Source organism: Streptomyces lasalocidi (assembly GCF_005280215.1).
GTDB lineage: Bacteria > Actinomycetota > Actinomycetes > Streptomycetales > Streptomycetaceae > Streptomyces > Streptomyces longwoodensis.
In genome coordinates, this window is sequence record NZ_SZNQ01000001.1 from 6,713,750 (window position 1) to 6,739,444 (window position 25,695).

Genomic DNA, 25,695 nt, shown 5'->3' on the forward strand with positions numbered 1-25,695 from the left:
GCGACAGCGGCGCGCGCCGCCCTCGCCGCACTCGCGGACGCGGCGAAGAAGTGCCCGGGTACCGGGACGGGAAGGTGTCCGGTCCCGAGGACCTGGACGTGCTGGTGACGAACGCCCCGGTGCACGCGGCGACCCGGTCCTCCCTGGAGGAGGCGGGCGTCGAGGTGGTCGTGGCAGGAAAGGTGCAGGCGTGAGACTGACGATTCTGGGCGGCGGCGGGTTCCGGGTGCCGCTCGTGTACGGGGCGCTGCTGACCGACCGCGGCGAGGGCCGGGTGACCGAGGTCGTGCTGCACGACCTCGACGCCGGCCGGCTGCACGCGGTCGCCCGGGTCCTGGCCGATCAGGCCTCGGCCACGGGCGACGCCCCCCGGGTCACGGCGACCACCGACCTCGACGAGGCCCTGCGCGGGGCCGACTTCGTCTTCTCCGCGATCCGCGTCGGGGGCCTGGAGGGCCGCGCCGACGACGAGCGGGTGGCCCTCGCGGAGGGCGTGCTCGGTCAGGAGACGGTCGGTGCCGGGGGCATCGCCTACGGCCTGCGGACCGTGCCCGTCGCCGTGGACATCGCCCGGCGGGTCGCCCGCCTCGCCCCCGACGCCTGGGTCATCAACTTCACCAACCCCGCAGGCCTCGTCACCGAGGCCATGTCCCGCCACCTCGGCGACCGCGTCATCGGCATCTGCGACTCCCCGGTCGGCCTCGGCCGCCGCATCGCCCGGGTGCTCGGCGCCGACCCGAAGCAGGCGTGGATCGACTACGTCGGCCTCAACCACCTCGGCTGGGTGCGCGGCCTGCGCGTGGCGGGCCGGGACGAACTGCCGCGGCTGCTCGCCGACCCGGCCCTGCTCGGCTCCTTCGAGGAGGGCAAGCTCTTCGGCGCCGACTGGCTGCGCTCGCTCGGCGCGATCCCCAACGAGTACCTGCACTACTACTACTTCAACCGCGAGGCGGTGCACTCCTACCAGCAGGCCGAGCGCACCCGCGGCGCGTTCCTGCGCGACCAGCAGGCCCGCTTCTACGCGGAGGTCGGGAACCGGGGCACCAGCGCCCTGGAGCTGTGGGACCGCACCCGCGCCGAGCGCGAGGCCACCTACATGGCCGAGAACCGCGAGACGGCCGGCGCCGGCGAGCGCGACGCCGACGACCTCTCCGGCGGCTACGAGAAGGTCGCGCTCGCCCTGATGCGGGCCATCGCCCGCGACGAGCGCACCACGCTCATCCTCAACGTGCGCAACCGGCACACCCTGGCCGCCCTGGACCCGGACGCCGTGATCGAGGTGCCCTGCCTGGTCGACGCGAGCGGCGCCCACCCGGTCGCCGTCGAACCGCTGCCCGGCCACGCCATCGGGCTGGTCTGTTCCGTCAAGGCCGTGGAGCGCGAGGTGCTCGCCGCCGCCGAGTCCGGCTCCCGTGCCACGGCGGTGAAGGCGTTCGCGCTGCACCCGCTCGTCGACTCGGTGAACGTCGCCCGCCGCCTGGTCGAGGGCTACCGGGCGGTCCACCCCGGGCTGGACTACCTGAAGTAAGCCCCGCCGGACAGCGCTTCCCCGTCCGAGGCGCTCCGCCGCCACCTCCCAGGAGACCTCTCATGCACGACGAACGCCGCCGGATCGAGCAGCGCGTGGAGCGCCTCCACCAGCAGCGCATCAAGCCCGCGATCCACGCCGCCGCCGTCCCCCTGGAGGTGCGGGCCTGGCAGGCGCCGGGCGAGCCGGTGCCCTTCGAGGAGGCCGCCGCCGCGTCCTACGAGCCGTTCGCCATGGACACCCCCTGGGGACCGCCGTGGGGCACCACCTGGTTCCGGATGCGCGGCACCGTGCCCGCCGAGTGGGCCGGCCGGCGCGTCGAGACGGTCATCGACCTCGGCTTCGTGGGCGACTGGCCCGGCAGCCAGGCCGAGGCCCTGGTCCACCTCACCGACGGGACCCCGCTGAAGGCGGTCAACCCGCTCAACCAGTACGTCCCGGTCGCCCACCCGGCGGCCGGCGGCGAGACGGTCGACTACCTGGTGGAGGCGGCCTCCAACCCCGACATCCTGGCGAACGGCTTCACCGCGCCGACCCCGCTCGGCGACGTGCTCACGGCAGGCGACCGCCCGCTGTACACCTTCCGCCGGGCCGACCTCGCCATCCTCGACGAGGACGTCTGGCACCTCGACCTCGACGTGCAGGTGCTGCGCGAACTGATGCTGGAGCTGGGCGAGCACGACCCGCGCCGGCACGAGATCATGCACGCCCTGGACCGCGCGATGGACCTGCTCGACCTGGACGACGTGGCCGGCTCCGCGGCCGCCGTGCGGGAGTCCCTGCGGCCGGTGCTGGCCAAGCCCGCCCACGCCGGCGCGCACGTCGTCTCCGGCGTCGGCCACGCGCACATCGACTCGGCGTGGCTGTGGCCGATCCGCGAGACCCGGCGCAAGACCTCCCGCACCTTCTCCAACGTCACCTCGCTCGCCGAGGAGTACCCGGAGTTCGTCTTCGCCTGCTCCCAGGCCCAGCAGTACGAGTGGGTGCGCGACCACTACCCCCAGGTGTGGGCCCGCATCCGGGAGTCGGTCGAGAAGGGCCAGTGGGCGCCGGTCGGCGGCATGTGGGTGGAGGCCGACGGCAACCTGCCCGGCGGCGAGGCCCTCGCCCGCCAACTGGTCCACGGCAAGCGCTTCTTCCTCGAGCACTTCGGCATCGAGACCAAGGGCGTGTGGCTGCCGGACTCCTTCGGCTACACCGCCGCCTACCCGCAGCTCGCCAGGCTCGCCGGCAACGAGTGGTTCCTCACCCAGAAGATCTCCTGGAACCAGACCAACAGGTTCCCCCACCACACCTTCTGGTGGGAGGGCATCGACGGCACCCGGATCTTCACCCACTTCCCGCCGGTCGACACCTACAACGCCACTTTCAGTGGTGAGGAGATGGCCCGCGCGGTGCGCAACTACGCCGAGAAGGGCGCCGCCCACCGCTCGTTGGCGCCCTTCGGCTGGGGCGACGGCGGTGGTGGCCCCACCCGCGAGATCATGGAACGAGCCCGCCGCCTGAGGGACCTGGAGGGCTCCGCCAAGGTCGACATCGAGCACCCCGACGCCTTCTTCGCCAAGGCCCGCGCCGAGTACCCAGACGCCCCCGTGTGGGTCGGCGAGCTGTACCTGGAGCTGCACCGCGCCACCTACACCTCCCAGGCCCGCACCAAGCAGGGCAACCGGCGCAGCGAACACCTGCTGCGCGAAGCGGAGTTGTGGGCGACCACGGCCGCACTGCACGCCCCGGACCACGCCTACCCGTACGACAGGCTGGACCGGCTGTGGAAGACGGTCCTGCTGCACCAGTTCCACGACATCCTGCCCGGCTCCTCGATCGCCTGGGTGCACCGCGAGGCCGAGGCCGAGTACGCCCGCGTCGCGGGGGAGTTGCGGGCACTGACGGACGAGGCGCTGGCGGCGCTCGGCGCGGGCGGCCCGCGGGTGTTCAACACCAGCCCGTACGACCGCGCCGAGGTGGTCCGCACCCCGGACGGCGCTCTGACATACGTCGAGGTGCCCGCGAGCGGCAGCGCGCCGCTGACCGACGCCGAACCGCCGCAGCCGGTGACCGTCACGGTCACGGACGGCGGGCGGGTGCTCGACAACGGGCTCGTCCGCGTGCGGGTGGCCGACGACGGCACCCTGTCGTCGGTGTACGACCTGCGGGCCGGGCGCGAGGTCCTCGCCGGCGCCGGCAACCTGCTGCGCCTGCACACCGACCTGCCCAACCACTGGGACGCCTGGGACATCGACAAGCACTACCGCAACCGCTGCACCGACCTGCGGGACGCCGAGTCGGTCACCGTCGTCGAGCAGGACCCGCTGGTCGGCGCCGTCCGCGTGGAGCGCGCCTTCGGCAAGGGCTCCCGGATCACCCAGACGGTCACCGTCCGCGCGGGCAGCCCCCGCATCGACGTGGAGACCGACCTCGACTGGCACGAGGCCGAGAAGATCCTCAAGGCGGCCTTCCCGGTGGACGTGCGCGCCGCGCACTCCTCCGCCGAGATCCAGTTCGGCCACGTCCAGCGCCCCACCCACACCAACACCACCTGGGAGGCGGCCCGTTTCGAGGTCTCCGGGCACCGCTGGGTGCACGTCGGCGAACCCGGCTACGGCGTCGCCGTCCTGAACGACTCGACGTACGGCCACGACGTCTCCCGCACGGTCCGCGAGGACGGCGGCACGACCACCACCGTCCGGCTCAGCCTGGTACGCGCCCCGCGCATCCCGGACCCGGGCGCCGACCAGGGGCGCCACCGCTTCACGTACGCGCTGCTGCCCGGGGCGAGCATCGCGGAGGCCGTCGCCGAGGGCTACGCGCTCAACCTGCCGCTGCGGGTGGCCGAGGCGGCCGGTGCCCCCGCACCGGTGGTCTCGGTGGACGGGGACGGGGTGACGGTCGAGGCGGTCAAGCTGGCCGACGACCGGTCCGGAGACGTCGTCGTGCGGCTCTACGAGTCGCGCGGCGGCCGCGCCCGGGGCGTCCTGCGCACCGGGTTCCCGCTCGCGGGCGTCGAGGTCACCGACCTGCTGGAGCGCCCGCTGCCCGAGGCCGAGACCGGCGCGGACGTCACGACCGGGGAGGACGGCGGGGTCCCGATCGCCCTGCGCCCGTTCCAGATCCTCACGCTGCGCCTGCGTCGCGCCGACGAGGGCTGACCGGGCGGGGTGTGCGGCGCCGGCCCGGAGGCGGACGCACCTCCGGGCCGGCCGGTCGCTCCCCGTGACAGCGACCGACCGACCCGGTCCCCCGTTCCCCCCGGGTGGTGCTTCCCCCTGGTCCCCCGTGGTTCCCCCGTAGGCCCCCCGTGGACCTGTTCCCCCGTGGTTCCCCCGTGTTCTTCACTCCTATGAGCACCGGCCCCGGCCCCTGATACACCTTCCGCGAAAAAAAGTTCCCCCGGCCCTGGGACCGGGGGAACCGCCGTGCGGGGAAGGGGGTCCGGCTCAGCCGGTGAAGCCGGCCGTGATGGAGGTGAACTGCCAGTTGTTCTGGCTGATGCCGGAGCAGTTGGAGGTCACCCCGCCGCCCGGGCAGGGCCGGTCACGGTTGACGGACCAGAAGGTGAGCCGGGCGATGTGGTGCGCGTTGGCCCAGTCGCGGATCTGGGTCCAGATCGCGGTGGTGGTGTTCTCCTGCTGGTCGGACAGGCCGTTCATGCCGGAGATGCCGATGTGCGCGTAGGCGGTGGCGTCGTCCCAGCCGAAGGTGGACTTCAGCTTGTTCTTCAGCCCCTCCGCCGCGTTGACGGTGTTGCCGTACATGTCCGCGCCGCCGCCGAAGTCGAACGGCATGATGGTGAAGACGTCGATGTCGGCGTTCAGCGACTTGGCCTGCTCGATGAGCCGGTTGCCGTAGTAGGACGGGCCGGTCGTCGAGGTGCCGAAGGTGACGATGGTCCGCAGACCGGGGTTGTTGGTCTTGACCGTCTTCAGCGCGGTAAGGATCTTCGCCTGGACGGCCTCGTTCTCGAACTCGTCGGTGTTCTCGATGTCGAAGTCGATGGCCTTCAGGCCGTAGGCGTCGATCACCTTCTGGATGGCTCCGGCGAGGGCGCTCGCGGAGGAGCAGTTGGCGCCGAGCTTGCTGCCCGACCAGCCGCCGAACGACGGGACGATGTCACCGCCGGCCGAGCGGATCTGGTTGATGGCCGTCTGGTCGACGCCGCCGGTCAGCGGCCGGCTGCCGTCCCAGGAGGGGGTGCAGCCGCCGGAGTCGAGCACGAAGGCCATGGTGAACCACTTGATGCCGGTGGCGCTCATCACCGTCGCCGGGTTCGGCGGGTCGCCCCAGCCCTCGTAGAGGTAGGGGGCCGCCTGCTTGAAGCCGGTGCCGCCGCCCGTGCCCGCGTTGGTCGTCACGGTCACGGAGTTGGACGCCGGGGAGGTGTTGCCGGCGGCGTCGCGGGCCTTCACGGAGAACGTGTAGTTCGTGCTCGGCGACAGCCCGCTGACCGTGGCGCTGGTCCCGGACACGCTCAGCACCTGGTTCGAGCCGCTGTAGACGTCGTACGCCGTGACGCCCACGTTGTCCGAGGCCGCGCCCCAGGACAGCGAGACGCTGGAGGAGGTCTTGCCGGTGGAGGTCAGACCGGTGGGCGCGGTCGGCGCCTGGGTGTCGGAACTGCCGCCCCCGCCGGGCCCGTCGAGGCTGATGTCGTCGGCGTAGTAGGTGCCCTGGGCGTACCAGCCGTGCACGTAGATCTTCGCGCTGGTCTGCGAGGCGCCGGTGGTGAAGGACACCGACAGCTGGCTGTACGCCGACGGCGACGACGTCCAGGTCGAGGCACCGCCGTCGACGCCCAGGTAGACGTAGGAGCCGCGCACCCAACCGGTCAGTGCGTAGGTGGTGTTGGGCTTGACGGCGACGGTCTGGCTGCACTGGGCGATGTCGCTCGACGTGACGGCTCCGGCGAGGGCCTTGGAGCCGCCGTGCACGGGGGAGGAGACGACCGAGCCGAGGTTTCCGGTGCAGGACCAGGGGGACAGACCGCCCGACTCGAAGCCGGGGTTGGACAGGACGTTGGCCGCCTGGGCGGTGCCGGGCAGCGCCACGGCGCCGCCGACGGCGAGAGCGGCCGCGCCGAGCAGGCCGAGGATCCGGCGCACGGGGCGTCTAGGGGGTATGGAGCGCACGCGATCTCCCTGGAGACAGTGGGGTGGTTCGGGAGTGCACGGAAGTGCGAGGTGGCACGGGGGGCCGTGCCGAGTGGTGCGCAACCAAAGTGGTATGGACCAATCTCGGTGTCAAGCGTCACGACGGGATTGGTCCATACCGGTGGGCGAAGTGCCGAAGAAGCGTATTTTGAGCCGTACTCGGGATCAGAGCGGCAGCGGCGCCTGGGCGGCCGGTTCCACGGCGTCGGCCGGCGCGGGCACCGCGGGCAGCAGGGTCCCGGTCTCCGCCGTCCGCTGCTGCGGCAGCGTCACCGGGCGCAGCGGGCGCGCGCCCGAGACCACGGTGTAGTCCTGCCCGAGGAACGGCGGCTCGACGGTGCCGGGATCCTCACCGAGCGCCAACTGCACAGCGGCCCAGGGGGCGTTGACGCCGCACAGGGCGAGCTGGTGCAGTCCGCCGGCCGGCCGGGTGTTGACGTCCATCAGGACCGGGCGGTCGCCGTACATCCGGAACTGGATGTTGGACAGGTGGTGCAGTCCGAAGCCCTCGGCAATGCGGCGGGCCGGCTCCAGCCACTGCTCGTGCAGCGTGAACCCGCGCCGGCGACCGTTCTTGGTGCGGCCGATCGCCATCCGGAGCACGTTGTCGCGGCCGGTGAGGCAGTCCACCGACACCTCGGGCTGCTCCAGGCGCGGCATCACGATCCAGTTCACCGGCTCGTCGGCCGACCGCAGCGCCTCGACGACCAGGTCGAGCGGGACGTGCGGGCTGGGGAAGCCGGTCAGGTGGGTGAGCGAGAAGGGGGTGCGGGTGACCACCCGGAAGCCCACCCCGCCCGCGCCCGACGCGGGCTTGAAGCACGCCTTGTGCCCGGCGCCCTCCAGTTCCTCGACTGCGTCCACCAGTTCGTCCACGGTCCGGACCCGCCACCACGGCGGCACCGGCACCCCGATCGCCTGCACGGCCTCGTAGGCGATCACCTTGTCCTCGAACAGCGCGACGGCCTCCGGCGGGGGAGCGAGCAGGGCCGTGCCGGCCGCGGCGAACTCCGCGCGGTGCGCGACGATCGCCGCCTGGTGCAGCCGGGGCACGAACACGTCGACGGAGCGGCGCCGGCACTGGTCGAGCGCGTACTCGACGTAGGCGGCGGGGGACAGGCCCTCCGGCTCCAGTTCGGCGGTGTCCGCGGCGGCCAGCACCGGCGAGTCCGGGTCGCCGTGCGTGGCGTGGATCTCGACCGCACGATCGCTGGGATTCCTCCGCAGCTGATCCATGAAGAACACGTTCTCCGCGTACGTGCGGTTGAGCCAGACGCGTACGCGAGAGACCATGCAGGCCGCCTTTCACGGTCGGCGGGCAGGGCGAAGCAGGCCCGGCCCGGGCAGGGGGAAGTGGAGGTGCACCGAACCGCCTGCGGGAAGGAAGCGGGAGGCGGTGGTGTCGGGGCGATCATACGACTTCCCGAGCGGTGTGCGTGCAACGCGTGTGTTACGGATCGGCCCGGCGTCCCACCCGCCGTTTGGTGCGGCGTCCCGCCGGGTACCGGCCTGATCCACTCTTGTGGCGGGGCCCGTGGATGTGTTGTCGTGGTGGTATGCGTGTGCCCGCACGGGGCGCCTGGGATCGTCTGCGGGGGAGCGCGAGGTGGGGTCGACGGGCGTGGGCGCCGGACAACTGCTGGCCATCAGTGACCTGCACATCGGCTATCCGGAGAACCGGGCCCTGGTCGAGGAGATGCGCCCGGGATCGGACGAGGACTGGCTGCTGGTGGCGGGGGACGTCGCCGAGACCGTGTCCGACATCAGGTGGGCGCTGAAGACCCTCGCGAGCCGCTTCCGCAAGGTCGTCTGGGCGCCGGGCAACCACGAGTTGTGGACCCACCCCAAGGACCCCGTCACCCTGCGCGGCACCGAGCGCTACGCCCACCTGGTCGACGTCTGCCGCGACCTGGGCGTCACGACGCCCGAGGACCCGTACCCGATCTGGGAGGGCCCCGGCGGACCCGTCGCCGTCGCCCCGCTGTTCCTGCTCTACGACTACTCGTTCCTCCCGGCGGGCTGCGCCACCAAGGAGGAGGGGCTGGCGTACGCGCACGGCACCGGCGTGGTGTGCAACGACGAGTACCTGCTGCACCCCGACCCGTACCCGACCCGCGACGACTGGTGCCGGGCCCGGGTCGCCCAGACCGAGGCCCGGCTGGCCGCGCTGCCCGCCGACCTGCCCACCGTGCTCGTCAACCACTACCCGCTGGACCGGCACCCGACCGAGGTGCTCTGGTACCCGGAGTTCGCCATGTGGTGCGGCACCCGGCTCACCGCCGACTGGCACCGCCGCTTCCGCGTCGCCGCCATGGTCTACGGCCACCTGCACATCCCGCGCACCACCTGGCACGAGGGCATCCGCTTCGAGGAGGTGTCGGTGGGCTACCCCCGCGAGTGGCGCAAGCGCCCCGGCCCGCCCGGACGGCTGCGCCGCATCCTGCCCCACACACCGGACCGGGGCCCCGCGGACGGTCCGGACGCCGCTCGCACGGACGGCGGTCGCGCGTGATCGAGGACCTGCTGCCGGAGTCCGTCGTCGCCGTGGAGGCGTACGGCGGTGAGGTCGACGGCGTGCCCGCCGAGGCGGCGCTCTACCCCGAGGAGGAGGCGCTGGTGGCGCGGGCGGTCGCCAAGCGGCGCCGCGAGTTCGCCCAGGTCCGCTCCTGCGCCCGGCGCGCCATGGAGAAGCTGGGCGTGCCGCCGCAGCCCGTGCTGCCGGGGGAGCGGGGCGCCCCGACCTGGCCGCAGGGGCTGACCGGCAGCATGACCCACTGCGAGGGCTACTGCGCCGCCGCGCTGGTGCGCGCCGCCGACCTCGCTTCGCTCGGCATCGACGCCGAACCGCACGACCGGCTCCCGGAGGGCGTCCTGTCCGCCGTGGCGCTGCCCGCCGAGGCCGAGCGGCTGGACCGGCTGGCGGCCGAGCGGCCCGAGGTCCACTGGGACCGGCTGCTGTTCAGCGCCAAGGAGTCCGTCTACAAGGCGTGGTTCCCGCTCACCCGGCTCTGGCTGGACTTCTCCGAGGCCGACATAGAGCTCACGCCGGCGCCCGGCGCGGCCCCCGGCCTCCCCCCGCACGGCACGCTGCGGGCCCGCCTGCTGGTCCCCGGCCCGGTGGTCGGCGGCCACCGCGTCGACCGCTTCGAGGGCCGCTGGACGGTCCGACGGGGCCTGGTCGCCACGGCGATCACCGTGCCGCACGGCTAGCCGAGCGGATACCGCCCCCGTCTCAACGGGCGCGCCCAGGTGCTCCCGGCCCTGAGCGCCTGCCCCGTCACCCCTCCGGGCACCAGCTCCCCAGCAGCCGGAAGAACGCCTCCTCGTTGCCCGTCAGGCCCGCTCGCTCCAGTGCCTGTTCGGCCTCCGCGAGCACCGAGGGCGGCACCACGGGGGGCAGTCGGTACTGGGGCGGGTCGGACGCCTCGGTACGGCCGCCCCCCTGGGTCTCGTCATGGGTGTCCCCGAACGCGGCGCGTACCGTGTGCAGCAGGCGCAGGTAGGCCTGGACGGCGGTCCGCTCGCGGTCGGTCAGTACGGCAGTGGGCATCGGTCGGCTCTCCCCGCGTCGGCATCGGCTCCCACGCGCCCGGACGGCGCGTACGCCGCGGCACGACGGCGCACCCCCAGCTTGCCGCCCCCCACTGACAATGCCCCTCGCGCACGCGTCGGTTCACCCGCCCGACGCAGCCACCACCGGACGGAAACCGCAGGTGAGGGGGGCAACAGAGCGCAGGCGGGGGTGCGGCGGCTCCGGGTGGCGGACGGGGGGCCGGGGCGAACGGCCGCCGGGGCGAGGGGCCGCCGGGCCGTCAGCCCAAGTACCCCAGCGACGCCTCGATCCGTCCCGCGAGGTGGTCGCGCCGGCCGCGCTCGCGCGGGGCCGAGTCCGTGAGCCAGGTGCGGCACTTGCTGGCGAGGAGCAGGCCGAAGCTCTCGGCCTCCTTCTCGTCGGCCCGGTCGAAGCGGGTGCGGGCGGCGACCCGGCGCACGGTCTCCGCCAGTTCCTCCAGGTGTCCTCCTGGGGCGCCCTCGTCGGCCAAGTCGGCCCCGCGCGCGGCGACCGTGGCGCCCCCGAGGTCGTGCCCGTGGTGGCCGGCCTTCATGTGCCACAGCTCGTGGCCGAGGATCACCAACTGGTGGTCGGGAGCGGTGCGTTCCTCGACGACGACCAGGTCCCGGTCGGTCAGGTCGAGCCACAGCCCGCTCGCGGTGCCGGCCGGGAAGGCGGCCGTACGGAAGTGGACCGGGCGGCCGCGGCGCCGGCTCATCGCGGCGCACAGCGCGCCGTAGAGCGCCTCCGGGGGTGCCGGCGCGGGCAGGTCCAGCTCCGCGACCAGCTCGTCGCACAGGCGGCGCATGTCCTTGCCGATGCCCACGGTCCTCCCCCGGATCACGTCTCGGGCCGCTTCACGCTCTCCAGGAGCATGTCCAGCCACTCGGCGACCTTGTCGCGGTGCTGGTCGGTGGGCAGTTGGGCGGCCCGCCAGGCGATCCCGCGCACGCCGTGGTCCTGGAGCAGCCGCTCCAGCGGGTCGTCCGGGGCCCCCTCGCGCTCCGCCAGCCGCTGCAGCAGCTCCTGTTCGGTGTGCTGCAGGGCGCCGGCCAGCGCCTCGGGGTCCTCGGCGGTGAGGAAGCCGGCGTGCACCCGGAAGAAGCGCTGGAGGGCGTCGCAGTGCTCCATGGTGGGGCGGCGGTCGCCGTTGATGAGGGCGCCCGCCTGCTGGCGCGACATGCCGGCGCCGTCGGCGATCTCCTGTTGGGTGTACTTGCGCCCGTTGGGCTTGAGCCGGGTGCGGCGCAGCAGGTCCAGCCGCTGCAGGAAGCGCGCCTGCACGTCGGGCTGTCCGGCGGGCCGGCCGCTCAGCAGGGCCTTCACCACGGACTCCGGCACACCGGAGGCGACGGACAGCCGGCCGGTGTCGAAGACCTCCGCGTGGGGCACGCCGAGCCGGTCGGCGAGCGCGGTGACACGGGTGACGACGGCCGACAGCGAAGCCGTCGCCGTGGCGTCCGGAACCTCAAGGTCATCCGTCACCGACAGGTCTCCTACGTCTCTCACCACCCGCTCACCGGCACGCGCCAGGCGCGGACGGCCGCCGTGAACTGCCCGGAGAGTAACGGGTGTTCCCGACCCACAGCCAGGTCTCGCCACAACTGTGGCCAATTTCAGCCGTCAACAAGCGTCGAATGCCACGATAGTTGACATGCCTTGCGTCGGGGCAGCAGGATCGGGGCGCCGCGAGAAGGCCGCATCAGGCAAGAGGGGTGACCTCCCGATGGCATATCAGGCAGGTGAGCAGCGGCCCGCGCCGCGGCTCGTCCCCGTGAGCCCCGAGGCCGAGGCGTACCTCCAGGACTACGCCGCGCTGCTGGAGGCCGTCCCCTTCCCCTCCCTCGTGCTCGACCAGCGCTGGGACGTCGTCCTGGCGAACACCGCTTTCGAGTCACTTTTCCGCGAGGTCGGTCCCCACCCGACGGCCATGCCGGGCGACAACTTCCTCCGGTTCGTCCTCTTCCACCCGGACGCCGCCGGGGTCCTCGGGGCGTTCGAGTCGAGCTGGTTCCTGCCGGCGCTCGCGCAGTTCGCGACCGCGGTGGAGACGCACGGTCACGACCACGGGCTCCAGGCGATCCGCCGGGAGATCGCGCAGGACCCGATCATGGAGGCCGCCTACCGGCAGGGCCTGCCGCACTGGATCCGCGCGGTCGGCGCCGCGGCCGTGGAGCACGACGGCGCCGTCCGCCCGCTGGTGCACCCCGATCCGCGCTGGGGCGCCACCGAGTGCCGGGTCGTCGAGGAGACGCCGCCGGCCCTGCGGGCCCTGGGCTGCACGCGGCTGACCCTGGTCCTGCGCGAGACCCGCCCCGCCCCCGCCCGGCGGGGGGCCCGCCGCCCGCGCCGTCGCGCGAGCCACCTGACGGTGGTGCCCGCCACCGGAAGCTGACCGGGCACCGTCGGCGTTCAGGTCGCCGACGGCGCCTAGGTCGGCGCCTGCCGTCCGGTGAGCACCCCTCCCTCCGCGCAAGCCGTTTGCGCTTCTTGCGTCGGTGTTGTGGTCCCGATGCGTCGCCTTGCGCAAGTCCCCGACATAGGCGGAGCCGGTGTGCCCCCTGGCGCCTGGGCGTCCACGACCATCCGCTCACTGTCGGCAAATTACAAAGTTCACGCGACATCTTGCGGACTCCTGTCGCCGGTGCTTGAGTATGCGTCGCCCGTCGCGGCCACCCCCTTCCCGATCCCACCCCTCGCACCCGTGCGCGTCCGTACCCCCACCCCGAAGGGACCAGCACATGCCCCGCTCCCCTCATGACTCCCCGCGTTCGAATGTCAGGCGCATGACAGCCCTCACGTCCGCCGGTGCGGCCGTCGCCCTCGCGGCCGGCACCCTCGTCGCGCTCGGCTCGGTGCCCGCGCAGGCGGCGGCCGGCGCCACCCTGCCGTTCACCTCGGTGGAGGCCGAGTCCGCCACCACCACCGGCACCCGCATCGGGCCCGACCACACCCAGGGCTCCCTCGCGTCGGAGGCGTCCGGGCGGCAGGCCGTACGCATCACCGCCGGGCAGCGCGTCGAGTTCACCGTGCCGCGCACGGCCAACGCGCTGAACCTCGCCTACAGCGTCCCGGACGGCCAGTCCGGCACCCTCAACGTCTACGTCAACGGCACCCGGCTGAGCAGGACCCTTGCCGTCACCTCGAAGTACTCCTACGTCGACACGGGCTGGATCGCGGGCTCGCGCACCCACCACTTCTACGACAACGCCCGCCTGCTGCTCGGGCAGACCGTCCAGCCGGGCGACAAGGTCGCCGTGGAGTCCACCGGCACCCAGGTCACCGTCGACGTCGCCGACTTCGAACAGGTCGCCGCCGCCGCGGGCCAGCCCGCCGGGTCCGTCTCCGTCACCTCCAGGGGCGCCGACCCGAGCGGCCAGGGCGACTCCACCCAGGCCTTCCGCGACGCGATCGCCGCCGCCCAGGGCGGCACCGTGTGGATCCCGCCGGGCGACTACCGGATCACGTCGTCCCTCAGCGGCGTCCAGAACGTCACCCTCCAGGGCGCCGGCAGCTGGTACTCCGTCGTGCACACCTCCCGCTTCATCGACCAGTCCAGCTCGGCCGGCAACGTCCGCATCAGGGACTTCGCGGTGATCGGCGAGGTCACCGAACGCGTCGACTCCAACCCCGACAACTTCGTCAACGGCTCGCTCGGCCCGGGCTCCTCGGTCTCCGGGATGTGGATCCAGCACCTCAAGGTCGGGCTCTGGCTGACCGGCAACAACGACAACCTGGTCGTGGAGAACAACCGCATCCTCGACACCACCGCCGACGGCCTCAACCTCAACGGCAACGCCCGTGGCGTCCGGGTCCGCAACAACTTCCTGCGCAACCAGGGCGACGACGCGCTCGCCATGTGGTCGCTGTACGCGCCCGACACCAACAGCAGCTTCGACAACAACACCATCACCCAGCCCAACCTGGCCAACGGCATCGCCGTCTACGGCGGCACCGACATCGCGGTGCGCAACAACCTGGTCTCCGACACCAACGCCCTCGGCAGCGGCATCGCCATCTCCAACCAGAAGTTCCTCGACCCGTTCTCCCCGCTGGCCGGCACCATCACGGTCGACGGCAACACCCTCGTGCGCACCGGCGCGATCAACCCCAACTGGAACCACCCGATGGGCGCGCTGCGCGTCGACTCCTACGACAGCGCGATCAACGCGACGGTGAACATCACCAACACCACCGTCACCGACAGCCCGTACAGCGCCTTCGAGTTCGTCTCCGGCGGGGGACAGGGCTACCCCGTGCGCGGGGTCACCGTGAGCGGCGCCACCGTCCGCAACACCGGTACGGTCGTCGTGCAGGCCGAGGCCCAGGGCGCCGCGACCTTCCGCGACGTGACCGCCACCCAGGTCGGCGCGGCCGGCGTCTACAACTGCCCCTACCCGGCCAACTCCGGCGCCTTCACGCTCACCGACGGCGGCGGCAACTCCGGCTGGAGCAGCACCTGGTCGGACTGCTCGACCTGGCCGCAGCCCGGCCAGAGCAACCCCCAGCCCGACCCGAACCGCAACCTCGCCAAGGGCCGGCCGGCCACCGCCACCGGCTCGCAGGACGTCTACACGCCCGGCAAGGCGGTCGACGGCGACGCGAACAGCTACTGGGAATCCGCCAACAACGCCTTCCCCCAGTCCCTCACCGTCGACCTCGGCTCCACCTACGCCGTCCGGCGGCTGGTGCTGAAGCTGCCGCCGTCCTCCGCGTGGGGCGCCCGCACCGAGACGGTCACCGTCCTCGGCAGCACCGACGGGTCGTCCTTCAGCACGGTCGTCGGCGCACAGGGCTACCGCTTCGACCCGGCGACCGGCAACACGGCGACCGTCACCCTGCCCGCGAGCACGAACCTGCGCCACCTGCGCCTGACGGTCACCGGCAACACCGGCTGGCCGGCGGGCCAGTTCAGCGAGGTGGAGGCCTACCTCACCTCCTGAGCGGGAGGAGCGGTTCCGGCGGTCGTCCTGGTCGGCCCGACCGCCGGAACCGTCACCGTGTCACCGGAGCCGCCCCATGGCCGTTCGGGGCGGCGTCCGGCGCGTCATCGTATGTTCCCCTCGTCCACGGCGGTCCCACCGACCGCCGCACCTGCGACCCAGTGCCCCCGACCGGACCGGATCCCGTCGCTCCGCACCCCTCGCGTACCGCCGGTCTTCACGCGCGCGCCACCGCACCCTTCCGTGGCGTTCGGTGCCGCTGGAACACTCCTTGCGCGCGCATCCCGTCAGAACCCGGTCGGTTCGCAGCCCGCCAGGACGAGAGGTCCACCAGCCATGCCCGAAGTCAACCGGCGTCGATTCCTCCAGCTCGCGGGCGCCACCACGGCGTTCACCGCGCTCAACGCCAGCATCGAGCGCGCCGCCGCCCTGCCGGCCAACCACCGCACCGGGTCGATCGAGGACGTCGAGCACATCGTCGTCCTGATGCAGGAGAACCGTTCCTTCGACCACTACTTCGGCCGCCTCAGGGGCGTCCGCGGCTTCGGCGACCCGCGCCCGGTCACGCGCCCCGACGGCACCTCGGTGTGGCACCAGTCCGACGGCACCAAGGACGTCCTGCCCTTCCGCCCCGACCTGGACGACCTGGGCCTCGCCTTCCTCCAGGACCTTCCGCACGGCTGGAACGACGGACACGCCGCCTTCAACGGGGGCCGGTACGACAAGTGGGTGCCCTCGAAGGGCTCCACGACGATGGCGTACCTGGAGCGGCGCGACATCCCGTTCCACTACGCCCTCGCGGACACCTTCACCATCTGCGACGCCTACCACTGCTCGTTCATCGGCTCCACCGACCCCAACCGCTACTACATGTGGACGGGTTACACCGGCAACGACGGCAAGGGCGGCGGGCCCGTCCTCGGCAACGACGAGGCGGGCTACAGCTGGACGACCTACCCCGAGCGGCTGGAGGAGGCCGGGGTGTCGTGGAGGATCTACCAGGACGTCGGCGACGGACTCGACGCCCACGGCTCCTGGGGCTGGATCCCCGACGCCTACCGCGGCAACTACGGCGACAACTCGCTGCTGTACTTCACCCAGTACCAGAACGCCCGCCCCGGCGACCCCCTCTACGACAAGGCCCGCACCGGCACCGACGCCCGCACCGGCGAGGGCTTCTTCGAGCGGCTGAAGGCCGACGTCACCGGCGGCCGGCTGCCGCAGATCTCCTGGATCGTCGCCCCCGAGGCCTTCACCGAGCACCCCAACTGGCCCGCCAACTACGGCGCCTGGTACATCGCCCAGGTCATCGAGGCGCTCACCGCCGACCCGGCCGTGTGGGCGAAGACCGCCCTGTTCATCACGTACGACGAGAACGACGGCTTCTTCGACCACCTCGTCCCGCCCTTCCCGCCGGCCTCCGCGGCGCAGGGCCGCTCCACGGTCGACGTCGGCCCGGACGTCTTCGCGGGCGACTCCGGTCACGTCGCCGGCCCCTACGGGCTCGGGCAGCGCGTGCCGATGCTCGTCGTCTCACCCTGGAGCAAGGGCGGCTGGGTCTGCTCCGAGACGTTCGACCACACCTCGATCATCCGGTTCATGGAGCGCCGGTTCGGCGTGCACGAGCCGAACATCTCCCCGTGGCGCCGCACCGTCTGCGGCGACCTGACCGCGGCCTTCGACTTCTCCCGCGGCGACACCCGGCCGGTCTCCCTGCCCGACACCGACGGCTACCGGCCGCCGGACCGCCTGCGCCACCCCGACTACGTGCCCACCCCGCCCGCGCACGGCGTGCTGCCCAAGCAGGAGCGCGGACTGCGGCCCGCCCGGGCGCTGCGGTACGTCCCCTCCGTGGACGCCACCGTCGACGCCGCGGCCGGCAAGCTCACCCTCACCTTCGCCTCCGGCCCGCACGCCGGTGCCGCCTTCCTGGTCACCTCCGGCAACCGCACCGACGGCCCGTGGAGTTACACCACCGGGGCCGGCCGCACCGTCTCGGACACCTGGAACTCCGCCTACTCGGGCGGCGCGTACGACTTGACGGTGCACGGCCCCAACGGCTTCGTGCGCGCCTTCGCCGGGGCGAACAGGTCCGCGGGCGCCGAGGTCGTCGCACGGCACGTCGGCGACGACGTCGAGCTGACCTTCACCAACAAGGGCAAGGAGACGGCCCGGTTGACGGTGACGGACGGCTACCGGGGCCGCCGTACCACGGTCCGGGTGCGGCCCGGGGACGTGCTGAAGCGGGTCGTCGACCTCACCGCGAGCAAGCGGTGGTACGACCTGACCGTCACCTCCGACGCCGAGTCGACCTTCGTGCGGCGCTTCGCCGGACACGTCGAGAACGGCCGGCCGGGCGTCAGCGACCCCGCGATCGTGACCGAGTGAGGAGCACGCTGGAGATCCGGCCGGGCCGGGGTAGTGTGCCCCGGTGACCACGCAATCGAACACACCTGCTGGTTGGTACCCGGACCCGCACGGCGCCGCCCGGACGCTGCGCTATTGGGACGGCGCCCGGTGGACCGACCACACCCACGCCGACCAGCAGGCGCAGGCCGCGCCCGCGCAGCCCCCGGCCGCGCCGCACGTCCCGGCCCAGCCCGCCGCGCCCGACCCGCGGGTGCAGCGCCAGGTCCAGCAGCAGGCTGGGGTCGCCGCGGGCGGCCCCGGCGGCGGCAGCCTGTTCAGCGAGCCGGTGCTGGTGGTGAACCAGAAGGCCAAGCTGATCGAGCTGACCAACGAGTACACGGTCATGGACCAGCACGGCAACCAGCTCGGCTCGGTCGTCCAGGTCGGCCAGAGCGCCCTGCGCAAGGTCGTGCGCTTCCTCGCGAGCATCGACCAGTACCTGACGCACAAGCTGGAGATCCGCGACGCCCACGGCCGGCCGGTGCTGCGGCTGACGCGGCCCGCGAAGTTCCTGAAGTCGCGGGTGATCGTGGAGCGGCCGGACGGACAGCCGGTCGGCGAGATCGTCCAGCAGAACGTCTTCGGGAAGATCAACTTCGCGATGACCGCGAACGGACAGCAGGTCGGCGCGATCAAGGCGGAGAACTGGCGGGCCTGGAACTTCGCGATCGTCGACCACGCGGACAACGAGGTCGCCCGGATCACCAAGACCTGGGAAGGCCTCGCCAAGACGCTGTTCACGACCGCGGACAACTACGTCCTGCAGATCCACTACCAGCTGCCCGAACCGCTGCTGAGCCTCGTCGTCGCCACGGCCCTGACCGTCGACACCGCGCTCAAGCAGGACTCCCGCGGCCTCGGCTGAGCCCTAGGGGGTGTCTTGCCGATCACGCCGGGCTCGCGGCGCCTGGCACCGCACCTCGCCGCGTTGTCGTCGGTTTCCCCCACTCTCGGCTCCGCTCGAGCGGGAGGGGCCCCCACCGCTCCGCATCGCCGCCCTCCTCCGCCTTGCGATGCACGGCGCCAGACGCCGCTCCCTGATCCGGCCTGATCGGCAAGACACCCCCTAGGACCGGGCCCCCGGTAATGCGAGGGGCCCCGCCTACAGCGGTGTGAGGTGCCCCGGTCCGGTCGCGGGCCGGGGCATCGGCACGTGGTCGGGCGGGGCGGACCGGGCGTCGAGCGCCAGCACGGCGGCGACGGGGTGCTCCTCGTCGAGGCCGGCGGCCGTCCGGTCCTCCGCGGCGAGCACGCCCCCGCCGGCCGCCCCGACGGCACGCGCCCCGTCCGGCACCGGCTCCGGCGCCGTACGCGACAGCAGCACCACGCCCCACGACGCGAACGCCGCACCGGCCAGGGCCAGCAGCACGCCGGTCGGGCCACCGCGCAGCCGCTCGCCGAGCAGGGACAGGCCGATCACCGCGGCGGCCAGCGGGTTGGCGAGCGTGACCACGGCCAGCGGGGCACCGAGCCCGTCCCGGTACGCCGTCTGCGACAGCAGCAGCCCGCCCGCGGCGAACGCGGCCACCAGCAGCGCCACGCCGACCACTTGGAGGCTCAGCACCGACCCGGAGCGGTCCGTGGCGGCCACCGTGACCGTCTGGGTGAGCGCCGAGGCCACGCCGGAGGCGAAGCCGGACGCGGTCGCGTGCCGCAGTCCGGGCCGCGCGCCGGGCCGGGCCAGCAGGCCGATCAGCGCGGCCGTGGTGCCCGCGACCGCGATCGCCTCGGGCACGCTCAGCACGTCGTCGGGCGCCGGACCCGAGGCCGCGACCAGGATCACGGCGAGGCCCAGCAGGGTGTACGCAGTGCCGCGCCACTCGGCCGCGCCGACCCGCCGGCCCGCGACCCGGGCGCCCAGCGGCACGGCCGCGACCAGGGTGAGCGCGCCCAGCGGCTGCACCACGGTCAGCGGACCGTACTTGAGCGCGACCACGTGCAGCAGCGCGGCGCAGGCGTTGAGCACCACCGACCACCACCACGCGCCGCTGGCCAGCATCCGGACCAGGCCGGCGCCGGGGGAGCGGGAGGCCAGGCGCTCCTGGGCGACCGCGGCGGCCGCGTAGGCGACGGCGGAGAACAGCGACAGGACGACGGCGACCGTCATGGCGCTCATCGCCCCGCCCCCACGAGCGTCCGCCCCTCGGCCGGCTGCGCGCCCGCCGGCTCGGGGGTCCGCGGGGGGACGTCGACGCCGGCCGCCGCGCGGTGCGGCGGGCGGATCACGGCGAGGGCGAGGCCCAGCAGGGCACCCGCCACGAGCGCGTCGAGCCAGTAGTGGTTGGCGGTGCCCACGATCACGGTCAGGGTCAGCAGCGGGTGCAGCAGCCACAGCCAGCGCCACCGGGAACGGGTGGCGACGACGAGCCCGATCGCCACCATCAGGGCCCAGCCGAAGTGCAGCGACGGCATCGCCGCGAACTGGTTGGACAGGTGGTCGCTCTGCGGCGGCCCGTACACCGAGGGGCCGTACACGCGCGCGGTGTCGACCAGGCCCGCCCCGGCGAGCATCCGCGGCGGGGCGAGCGGGAACGTCAGGTGCAGCACCAGCGCCGCGGCGGTGACCGCGGCCAGGACCCGGCGGGCCCAGACGTAGTGGGCCGGGCGGCGCAGGTAGAGCCAGACCAGGAAGGCCGCCGTGGCCGGGAAGTGGACCAGGGCGTAGTAGGTGTTCGCGCCGTGCACCAGTGCGTCGCCGTGCAGCAGGAGCGACTGCAGCGAACCCTCGCCGGGCAGGTGGAGCCATCGTTCGGCGTCCCACACGTCATGGGCGTTGCGGTACGCCTCGCCGGTGTGCCCGGTCGCGAGCCCGCGGCCGGCCTTGTAGACGAGGAAGAGCCCCGCGACCAGCAGGAGCTCTCGGACTATGGGCGGCCGCGGTGTCGCGTGGGACTCCGCTGCGGCAGGCTCGGTGCGGGCATTCATCCCCCGGCCCCTTCGCTGACGTGGTGCGTGTGGTGGTGCGTGCGGTGGTGCCGCATCATCGATACGAGATCGTACCGATACGCCAGTGTACCGATACGATCGGGTACCGGTACACTGGCGTATCGATTGATGTGCGCCACACTGGAGGCACGCACGACGACCGGCGCGACCGCCGCCGGTCGGGACCGGACGAGCAGCGAGGAGACAGACCGATGACGTCGCAGGCCGCGGACGGACCGGACTCGGTCGCCGCGTCGCGCCGCTCCAAGCTCACGCCCGAGCGTGAGCAGGAGTTCTTCGACGCCGTCCTCGACCAGATCCGCGAGTGCGGGTACGACGCCGTCACCATGGAGGGCGTCGCGTCCACCACCCGGTGCAGCAAGTCCACGCTCTACCGGCAGTGGAAGACCAAGCCGCAGTTCGTCGCCGCCGCCCTGCGCTCCTGCCGCCAGGTGCGGTTCGCCGGCATCGACACCGGCAGCCTGGCCGGCGACCTGCGCGAGGCCGCGCGCGCGGGCGGCCAGTGGGCCGGCAACGACACCCAGTTGCTCCAGGCCCTCGGCCACGCGGTCATGCAGGACCCGGAGCTCCAGCGGGCGCTGCGCGACGCGCTCGTCGAGCCGGAGGTCGCGGCCCTGAAGGAGATCCTGCGGCGCGGGGTCGAACGCGGCGAGGTGCCGCCCGACCACCCGGCGCTGGAGTTCGTGCCCGCCCAGTTCTACGGCGTCCTGCGCGTGCGCCCCGTGCTCGACGGGAAGTACGCCGACGCCGACTTCCTGGAGCGGTTCGTGGAGGCCGCGGTGCTCCCCGCGCTCGGCCTCACCCAGACCGGGTCGCCGTCCATGGGATGACTGGACGGTGACCTGCTCGCGCCGCACCGTGGGGACGGGGGCGGCGCGCACCACCCGGCCGGGTGGGGCTCCCTTTTGAGCGGAGGGGAACCCCACCCGGCCGGACCCTTTCCGGCCGGACCCTTTCCGGCCGGGGACCGGTGGCCGGCGGGCGGCCGTCAGACGGTCCGGCCGTCGCCCCCGCCCTTCGACACCTTGATGCCCCGGGTGATCGTGTCGATGACCGACACCTCCTGGTCGGCGTCGAGACCGAACCGCAGCACCACCAGCCGGCTGCTGTCGGCGGGGGCGGGGAACGCCAGCGACTCGACGTAGCCGTCGGCGCCCTTGCTGGTGACCGCCTTCCAGCGCACCAGGTAGCCCTTCTGCCCGGCCACCGTCACGGCCTTGGAGGCGAGCACCTGGTGCGAGGTGATCTTCCCGTAGGTGGTGCCGCCGTAGGACTCCTCGGCGTTGGCGGCGATGTCCGCCTTGGCCACCTGCTCGGCGGTGCTGCCGGCCGTCTTCAGCAGCTCGGCAGGTGCGGAGTAGACGCCGCCCTTGGTGCAGGACTTGGCGGTGTCGCCGGGGCAGTCGTACGTCGTGTCCGACGTCACCTGGGCGCCGGCCCCGACCTGCTGCCCGGTCCAGCCGTCCGGGATCGGGATGCTGATCCCGTTCACCGCGTCCGGCACCGATCCGCTCTTGAGCTTCGGCGCCTCGGACCCCTTCGGAGAGGGCGACGCGCCCCCGGAGCCGCCCGAACCGCCGTCGCCCCCCGGACCGCCGTCGCCGCCCGACCCGCCGGATCCGCCCGACCCGCCGGATCCGCCCGGGTCGCCGAACGGACCGCCCGGGCCGCCGGGTCCTCCCTGGCCGCCCGGTCCTTGCGCGGTGCCGGGCCCGGAGCCCCCGCCGTCGTCCTTGGTCAGCGCGTACACGCCGACCCCGATGCTCGCCAGCACCGCCACGGCGACGGCCACGGCTATGGCGGTGCGCAGTCCGCGCTTCGGGGCCGGTCCCACGGGCTGGGCGGGGTACCCCGGATGGACCGGGTACGCCGTGACCGTGGGGTGGTCGGGGGCGGCGCCCGCGGCCGGCACCTGCGCCGGCGGACCCCATGCGGCGGCCGCGCCCGCGGGGCGGGTCCGGTCCGTCCACGCCCTGCCGTCCCACCAGCGCTCGGTGGCGGGACCGTCACTTGTCTGCCCGGGGTCGGGGTACCACCCGGGGGGAGTCACCTGCGTCATGCCCCCACCGTATGAGGCGTCGGTGAAAGACGGATGAGAGGGCCGGTCGGCGCGGCCCGGCGGACGGCGGCGGCGCTCCGGCCGCCGGTGTGCCGGACGGCGGACCGGTCGTCAATTCCGCGCCACGCGCGCCGCGTTGACGACGCCGGCGGTCCCGCGCAGGCCCCGGCCCCGCCGGCCCGCGCCGATGTCACCCGTCGAGGCACCTCCTCGCCGGACCGTGCTCCGCCCGGACCCCCGGGCGGCTACCCTCGGGTTCTGTACGTCGTTCGGGCGATGCGGGGAGGTAGCGGGATGACGGAGGTACGGCCCGCGGGGGCCGCCCCGGGTTCCCTGTGGGAGCGCGACACGGAGGTCGCGGCCATCGCACAGGCGGTCCGGGAGCTGCGCACCGACCGGTCGTCCTCGGGCCGCCTGCTGGTGTTCCGCGGCGACGCGGGCCTCGGCAAGACCGCCTTGCTGGCCGAGACCCACCGCGTCGCCGAGGCCCACCACTGCACCGTGTGGTCCGCGCGCGGCGGCGAGACCCTGAAGTCCGTCCCCTTCAACGTCGTCCGGCAACTGCTCCAGCCCGCACTGCTGTCGATGCTCCCCGAGGAGGCCCGCGAGTACCTGGGCGACTGGTACGACATCGCCGGTCCCGCCCTCGGCATAGCGGACCCCGGCGAGCAGGCGCCCGACCCGCAGGGCGTCACCGACGGCCTGGTCGCCGCCGTACGACGGCTGGCCCGGCGCGAGTGGCCGCTGGTGCTGCTCATCGACGACGCGCACTGGGCCGACCTGGAGACCCTGCGCTGGCTGTCCGCCTTCGCGCAGCGCCTGGACGACCTGTCCGTCCTGGTCGTCCTCGCCTGCCGCAACGGCGAGGCCGCGGGCGAGCGCGCCCGGCACATCGATGCGGTCTCGGCCGTCGCCGGCCGGTCCGTGGCCGCCCTGAGCGCGCTCACCCCCGACGCGGTCGCCGGGCTCACCCGCGCCACGGTCGGCGAGCACGCCGACGCCCCGTTCTGCCGCGAGGTCTGGGCGGTCACCGGCGGCAACCCGTACGACACCGTCGAACTCCTCGCCAAGGTGCAGGACAGCGAGCTGGAGCCGACCGAGGCGTCCGCGCCCGAACTGCGCCCGCTCAACAAGTCGGCCCGCGGCGGCGGACTCGTCGCCCGCCTGGAGGGGCTCGGCGTGGACGCGACCCGGTTCGCCTGGGCGGCCGCCATCCTCGGCGCCGGGATCACCGTCGAGCAGGTGGCCCTGCTGGCCGGCATGGGCCTCGACGACGCCCACCGCTGCGCCCGACTCCTGCAGGGCGCCCGCATCCTCACCACCCCCGACCTCGCGGCCGGCCCGGTCGACGACGGCGACCTCGTGTTCGTGCACCCGCTGATCGCCAGCGCCGTCTACAACTCCGTGCCCGACGCGCTGTGTCGCGCGATGCACGGCATCGCCGCGCAGGTCGTCACCGACGCGGGCAAGGGCCTGGCCGCCGCGTCCCGGCACCTGCTCCAGGTCCACCCCGACGGCGACGAGGAACTCGTCGCCCAACTGCGCGAGGCCGCCGCCGAACACCTCGCCGTCGGCGCCCCCGACGCGGCCCTGCGCTGCCTGGAACGCGCCCTCGCCGAGCCGCCCCCGCCCGACGTCCACGCCCGCGTGCTCTTCGAACTCGGCTGCGCCACCCTGCTCACCGCGCCCTCCCGGACCATCGCCCACCTCAGGGCCGCGCTGTCCATGCCCGGCCTGGACGGACCCGAACGGGTCGACGCCGTGCACCGCCTGTCCCAGGCGCTGCTGCACAACGACCAGTTGGCGGAGGCCGTCCGCACCGTCGAGGCGGAGGCCGCCCGCCTGGGGCCCGGACCGGCGCGGATGCGGCTGCAGGCCGTGCAGTTCATGTGGGAGGGCCTGTACGCCGGTGAGAACAGCGGCCCCGGCCGCTCCGAGCGGCTCGCCGAACTGGCCGCCACCTGCACCGGCCGTGACAACGCCGAGCGGGCGCTGCTGATCCTGCGCGGCTTCGACGCCATGCCCCACGGCGAGAGCGCCGAGGAGGTCGTCGAACTGTGCGACCGGGCCCTCGTCAACGGCCGCCTGGCGCCCGGCCTCGACTGGACCGACAAGGAGTGGGGCCTGGAGCTGCCGATGATGCTGGCCAGCTCCTACGCCTACGCCGACCGGCTGGACCGCGCCGAGGCCCTGTTCACCGACGCGCTGCGCGCCTACGACTCGGCCGGCTGGGGCGGCGGCCACCTCGCCCTGGCCCACGCCTACGTGGGCCTCGGACACCGCAGGCGCGGCCGGCTGCGGGCGGCCGAGAAGTCCCTGCGCGAGGCGCTGCGACTGGCCGAACACGTCGGCCGCGGACTGCCGTTGTACTGGTCGGCGACCTGCAACCTGGTCGACACGCTGATCGCGCGCGGCCACGTCGACGAGGCCTGGCAGGTCGCCGAGCAGTCGGGCTTCGCCCCGCCGTACCCGTCCACGATCGTGCTGCCCGACCCGCGCTCGGTGCGCGGCCGGCTGCTGCTCGCCGTCGGCCGCGTCCAGGAGGGGATCGACGAACTGCAGGAGGCGGAGAAGGCGGCCGCCGCCCGCGGCCACCTCAACCCGGTGGTGGTGCCCTGGGCCGTCGACCTGGCCCGGGCCCTCGCCGTCGAGGACCCCGAGCGCGCCGGGCGGCTCGCCGCCGACGCCCGCCGGCAGGCCGAGCGGTTCGGCACCGACACCGCGATCGGCGAGGCGCTGCGCTGTGCCGCCGCGCTGGAGACCGGGCGGCGCGCGGTCGGGCTGGCCGCCCAGGCGGTGGCCTACCTGGAGGCGTCGCCCTGCCAGTACGAACACGCGGCGGCCCGCGTCGAGTACGGCGTCCTGTCCCGGTCGCCGGCGGAGCTCAACCGGGGCCTGACCCTGGCCCGTTCGTGCGGCGCCGACGCCGTCGCGGCCCAGGCGGAGCGAGCACTGGCGGGACTGGGGGCGCTGGAACACCGGTGACCGGCGCGGTCACGCCTTCCCGCGCCGGGCCGCCCCGCCTCAGGAAACCTGTTCGGCCTCCGCGCGCCGGTCGTACGCGGCGCGGGCCTTCACGATCCCCCTGGTGTTGCGCGGTCCAGGTCACCAGC

Annotated in this window: 18 protein-coding genes; 10 read left to right on the forward strand and 8 right to left on the reverse strand. The window is 73.6% G+C overall.

What is annotated here, in order from left to right:
• The first annotated feature begins 190 nt into the window (after positions 1-190).
• Together E4U91_RS30345 and E4U91_RS30350 are read left to right on the forward strand one after the other, a co-directional pair.
• Positions 191-1,528: a 6-phospho-beta-glucosidase gene (locus E4U91_RS30345; protein ID WP_137309760.1), complete on the forward strand. Its 1,338-nt coding sequence runs from the start codon at positions 191-193 to the stop codon at positions 1,526-1,528.
• Positions 1,529-1,590: 62 nt separating this feature from the next.
• Complete coding sequence (locus E4U91_RS30350; protein WP_137309761.1) at positions 1,591-4,674, forward strand: alpha-mannosidase; 3,084 nt, start codon at positions 1,591-1,593, stop codon at positions 4,672-4,674.
• A 288-nt stretch (positions 4,675-4,962) separates the two neighbouring features.
• Here E4U91_RS30350 and E4U91_RS30355 read toward each other — a convergent pair whose 3' ends face one another.
• The gene (locus E4U91_RS30355; protein ID WP_371554943.1) at positions 4,963-6,624 is read right to left on the reverse strand and encodes a carbohydrate binding domain-containing protein; all 1,662 of its coding nucleotides are present in this window, start codon (positions 6,622-6,624) and stop codon (positions 4,963-4,965) included.
• A 213-nt stretch (positions 6,625-6,837) separates the two neighbouring features.
• Entirely contained in the window at positions 6,838-7,965 is a 1,128-nt protein-coding gene (locus E4U91_RS30360; protein WP_137309763.1) for an ATP-grasp domain-containing protein, read from the reverse strand.
• 313 nt (positions 7,966-8,278) lie between these two features.
• Here E4U91_RS30360 and E4U91_RS30365 point away from each other — a divergent pair, with 313 nt between their 5' ends.
• Complete coding sequence (locus E4U91_RS30365; protein ID WP_137309764.1) at positions 8,279-9,184, forward strand: metallophosphoesterase family protein; 906 nt, start codon at positions 8,279-8,281, stop codon at positions 9,182-9,184.
• Positions 9,181-9,882: a 4'-phosphopantetheinyl transferase family protein gene (locus E4U91_RS30370; protein ID WP_137309765.1), complete on the forward strand. Its 702-nt coding sequence runs from the start codon at positions 9,181-9,183 to the stop codon at positions 9,880-9,882. The genes E4U91_RS30365 and E4U91_RS30370 overlap by 4 nt, the downstream gene beginning before the upstream one ends.
• Before the next feature lie 67 nt (positions 9,883-9,949).
• Here the strand turns inward: E4U91_RS30370 and E4U91_RS30375 are convergent, their stop codons facing one another.
• The 3 genes from E4U91_RS30375 to E4U91_RS30385 all read right to left on the reverse strand — a co-directional run bounded on the left by E4U91_RS30375 (position 9,950) and on the right by E4U91_RS30385 (position 11,710).
• On the reverse strand, positions 9,950-10,222 hold the full coding sequence (locus E4U91_RS30375) for a hypothetical protein (RefSeq protein ID WP_137309766.1): 273 nt from the start codon (positions 10,220-10,222) through the stop codon (positions 9,950-9,952).
• A 262-nt stretch (positions 10,223-10,484) separates the two neighbouring features.
• Positions 10,485-11,033 (reverse strand): toxin-antitoxin system, toxin component, encoded by a 549-nt coding sequence (locus tag E4U91_RS30380; RefSeq protein ID WP_137311076.1) that lies wholly within the window; start codon positions 11,031-11,033, stop codon positions 10,485-10,487.
• A gap of 32 nt (positions 11,034-11,065) precedes the next feature.
• Positions 11,066-11,710, reverse strand: coding sequence for a helix-turn-helix domain-containing protein (locus tag E4U91_RS30385; RefSeq protein ID WP_137309767.1), 645 nt, complete (start codon positions 11,708-11,710; stop codon positions 11,066-11,068).
• A 241-nt stretch (positions 11,711-11,951) separates the two neighbouring features.
• Between E4U91_RS30385 and E4U91_RS30390 the strand changes: the two genes are divergently transcribed.
• The 4 genes from E4U91_RS30390 to E4U91_RS30405 all read left to right on the forward strand — a co-directional run bounded on the left by E4U91_RS30390 (position 11,952) and on the right by E4U91_RS30405 (position 18,442).
• The gene (locus E4U91_RS30390; protein WP_137309768.1) at positions 11,952-12,620 is read left to right on the forward strand and encodes an MmyB family transcriptional regulator; all 669 of its coding nucleotides are present in this window, start codon (positions 11,952-11,954) and stop codon (positions 12,618-12,620) included.
• Positions 12,621-13,011: 391 nt separating this feature from the next.
• On the forward strand, positions 13,012-15,168 hold the full coding sequence (locus E4U91_RS30395) for a discoidin domain-containing protein (RefSeq protein WP_206666913.1): 2,157 nt from the start codon (positions 13,012-13,014) through the stop codon (positions 15,166-15,168).
• A gap of 336 nt (positions 15,169-15,504) precedes the next feature.
• Complete coding sequence (locus E4U91_RS30400; protein WP_137309770.1) at positions 15,505-17,556, forward strand: phosphocholine-specific phospholipase C; 2,052 nt, start codon at positions 15,505-15,507, stop codon at positions 17,554-17,556.
• A gap of 43 nt (positions 17,557-17,599) precedes the next feature.
• The gene (locus E4U91_RS30405; RefSeq protein WP_137309771.1) at positions 17,600-18,442 is read left to right on the forward strand and encodes an LURP-one-related family protein; all 843 of its coding nucleotides are present in this window, start codon (positions 17,600-17,602) and stop codon (positions 18,440-18,442) included.
• 237 nt (positions 18,443-18,679) lie between these two features.
• Here E4U91_RS30405 and E4U91_RS30410 read toward each other — a convergent pair whose 3' ends face one another.
• Together E4U91_RS30410 and E4U91_RS30415 are read right to left on the reverse strand one after the other, a co-directional pair.
• Entirely contained in the window at positions 18,680-19,693 is a 1,014-nt protein-coding gene (locus E4U91_RS30410; protein WP_137309772.1) for a DMT family protein, read from the reverse strand.
• Positions 19,690-20,502, reverse strand: a complete 813-nt coding sequence (locus tag E4U91_RS30415) for a phosphatase PAP2 family protein (RefSeq protein ID WP_137309773.1) — start codon at positions 20,500-20,502, stop codon at positions 19,690-19,692. The genes E4U91_RS30410 and E4U91_RS30415 overlap by 4 nt, the downstream gene beginning before the upstream one ends.
• A 212-nt stretch (positions 20,503-20,714) precedes the next feature.
• Between E4U91_RS30415 and E4U91_RS30420 the strand changes: the two genes are divergently transcribed.
• Positions 20,715-21,353, forward strand: coding sequence for a TetR/AcrR family transcriptional regulator (locus E4U91_RS30420; RefSeq protein WP_137309774.1), 639 nt, complete (start codon positions 20,715-20,717; stop codon positions 21,351-21,353).
• Between the two features lie 158 nt (positions 21,354-21,511).
• Here E4U91_RS30420 and E4U91_RS30425 read toward each other — a convergent pair whose 3' ends face one another.
• Complete coding sequence (locus E4U91_RS30425; RefSeq protein WP_137309775.1) at positions 21,512-22,582, reverse strand: DUF2510 domain-containing protein; 1,071 nt, start codon at positions 22,580-22,582, stop codon at positions 21,512-21,514.
• Between the two features lie 294 nt (positions 22,583-22,876).
• Between E4U91_RS30425 and E4U91_RS30430 the strand changes: the two genes are divergently transcribed.
• On the forward strand, positions 22,877-25,567 hold the full coding sequence (locus E4U91_RS30430; protein ID WP_137309776.1) for an ATP-binding protein: 2,691 nt from the start codon (positions 22,877-22,879) through the stop codon (positions 25,565-25,567).
• The last annotated feature ends 128 nt before the right edge of the window (positions 25,568-25,695 follow it).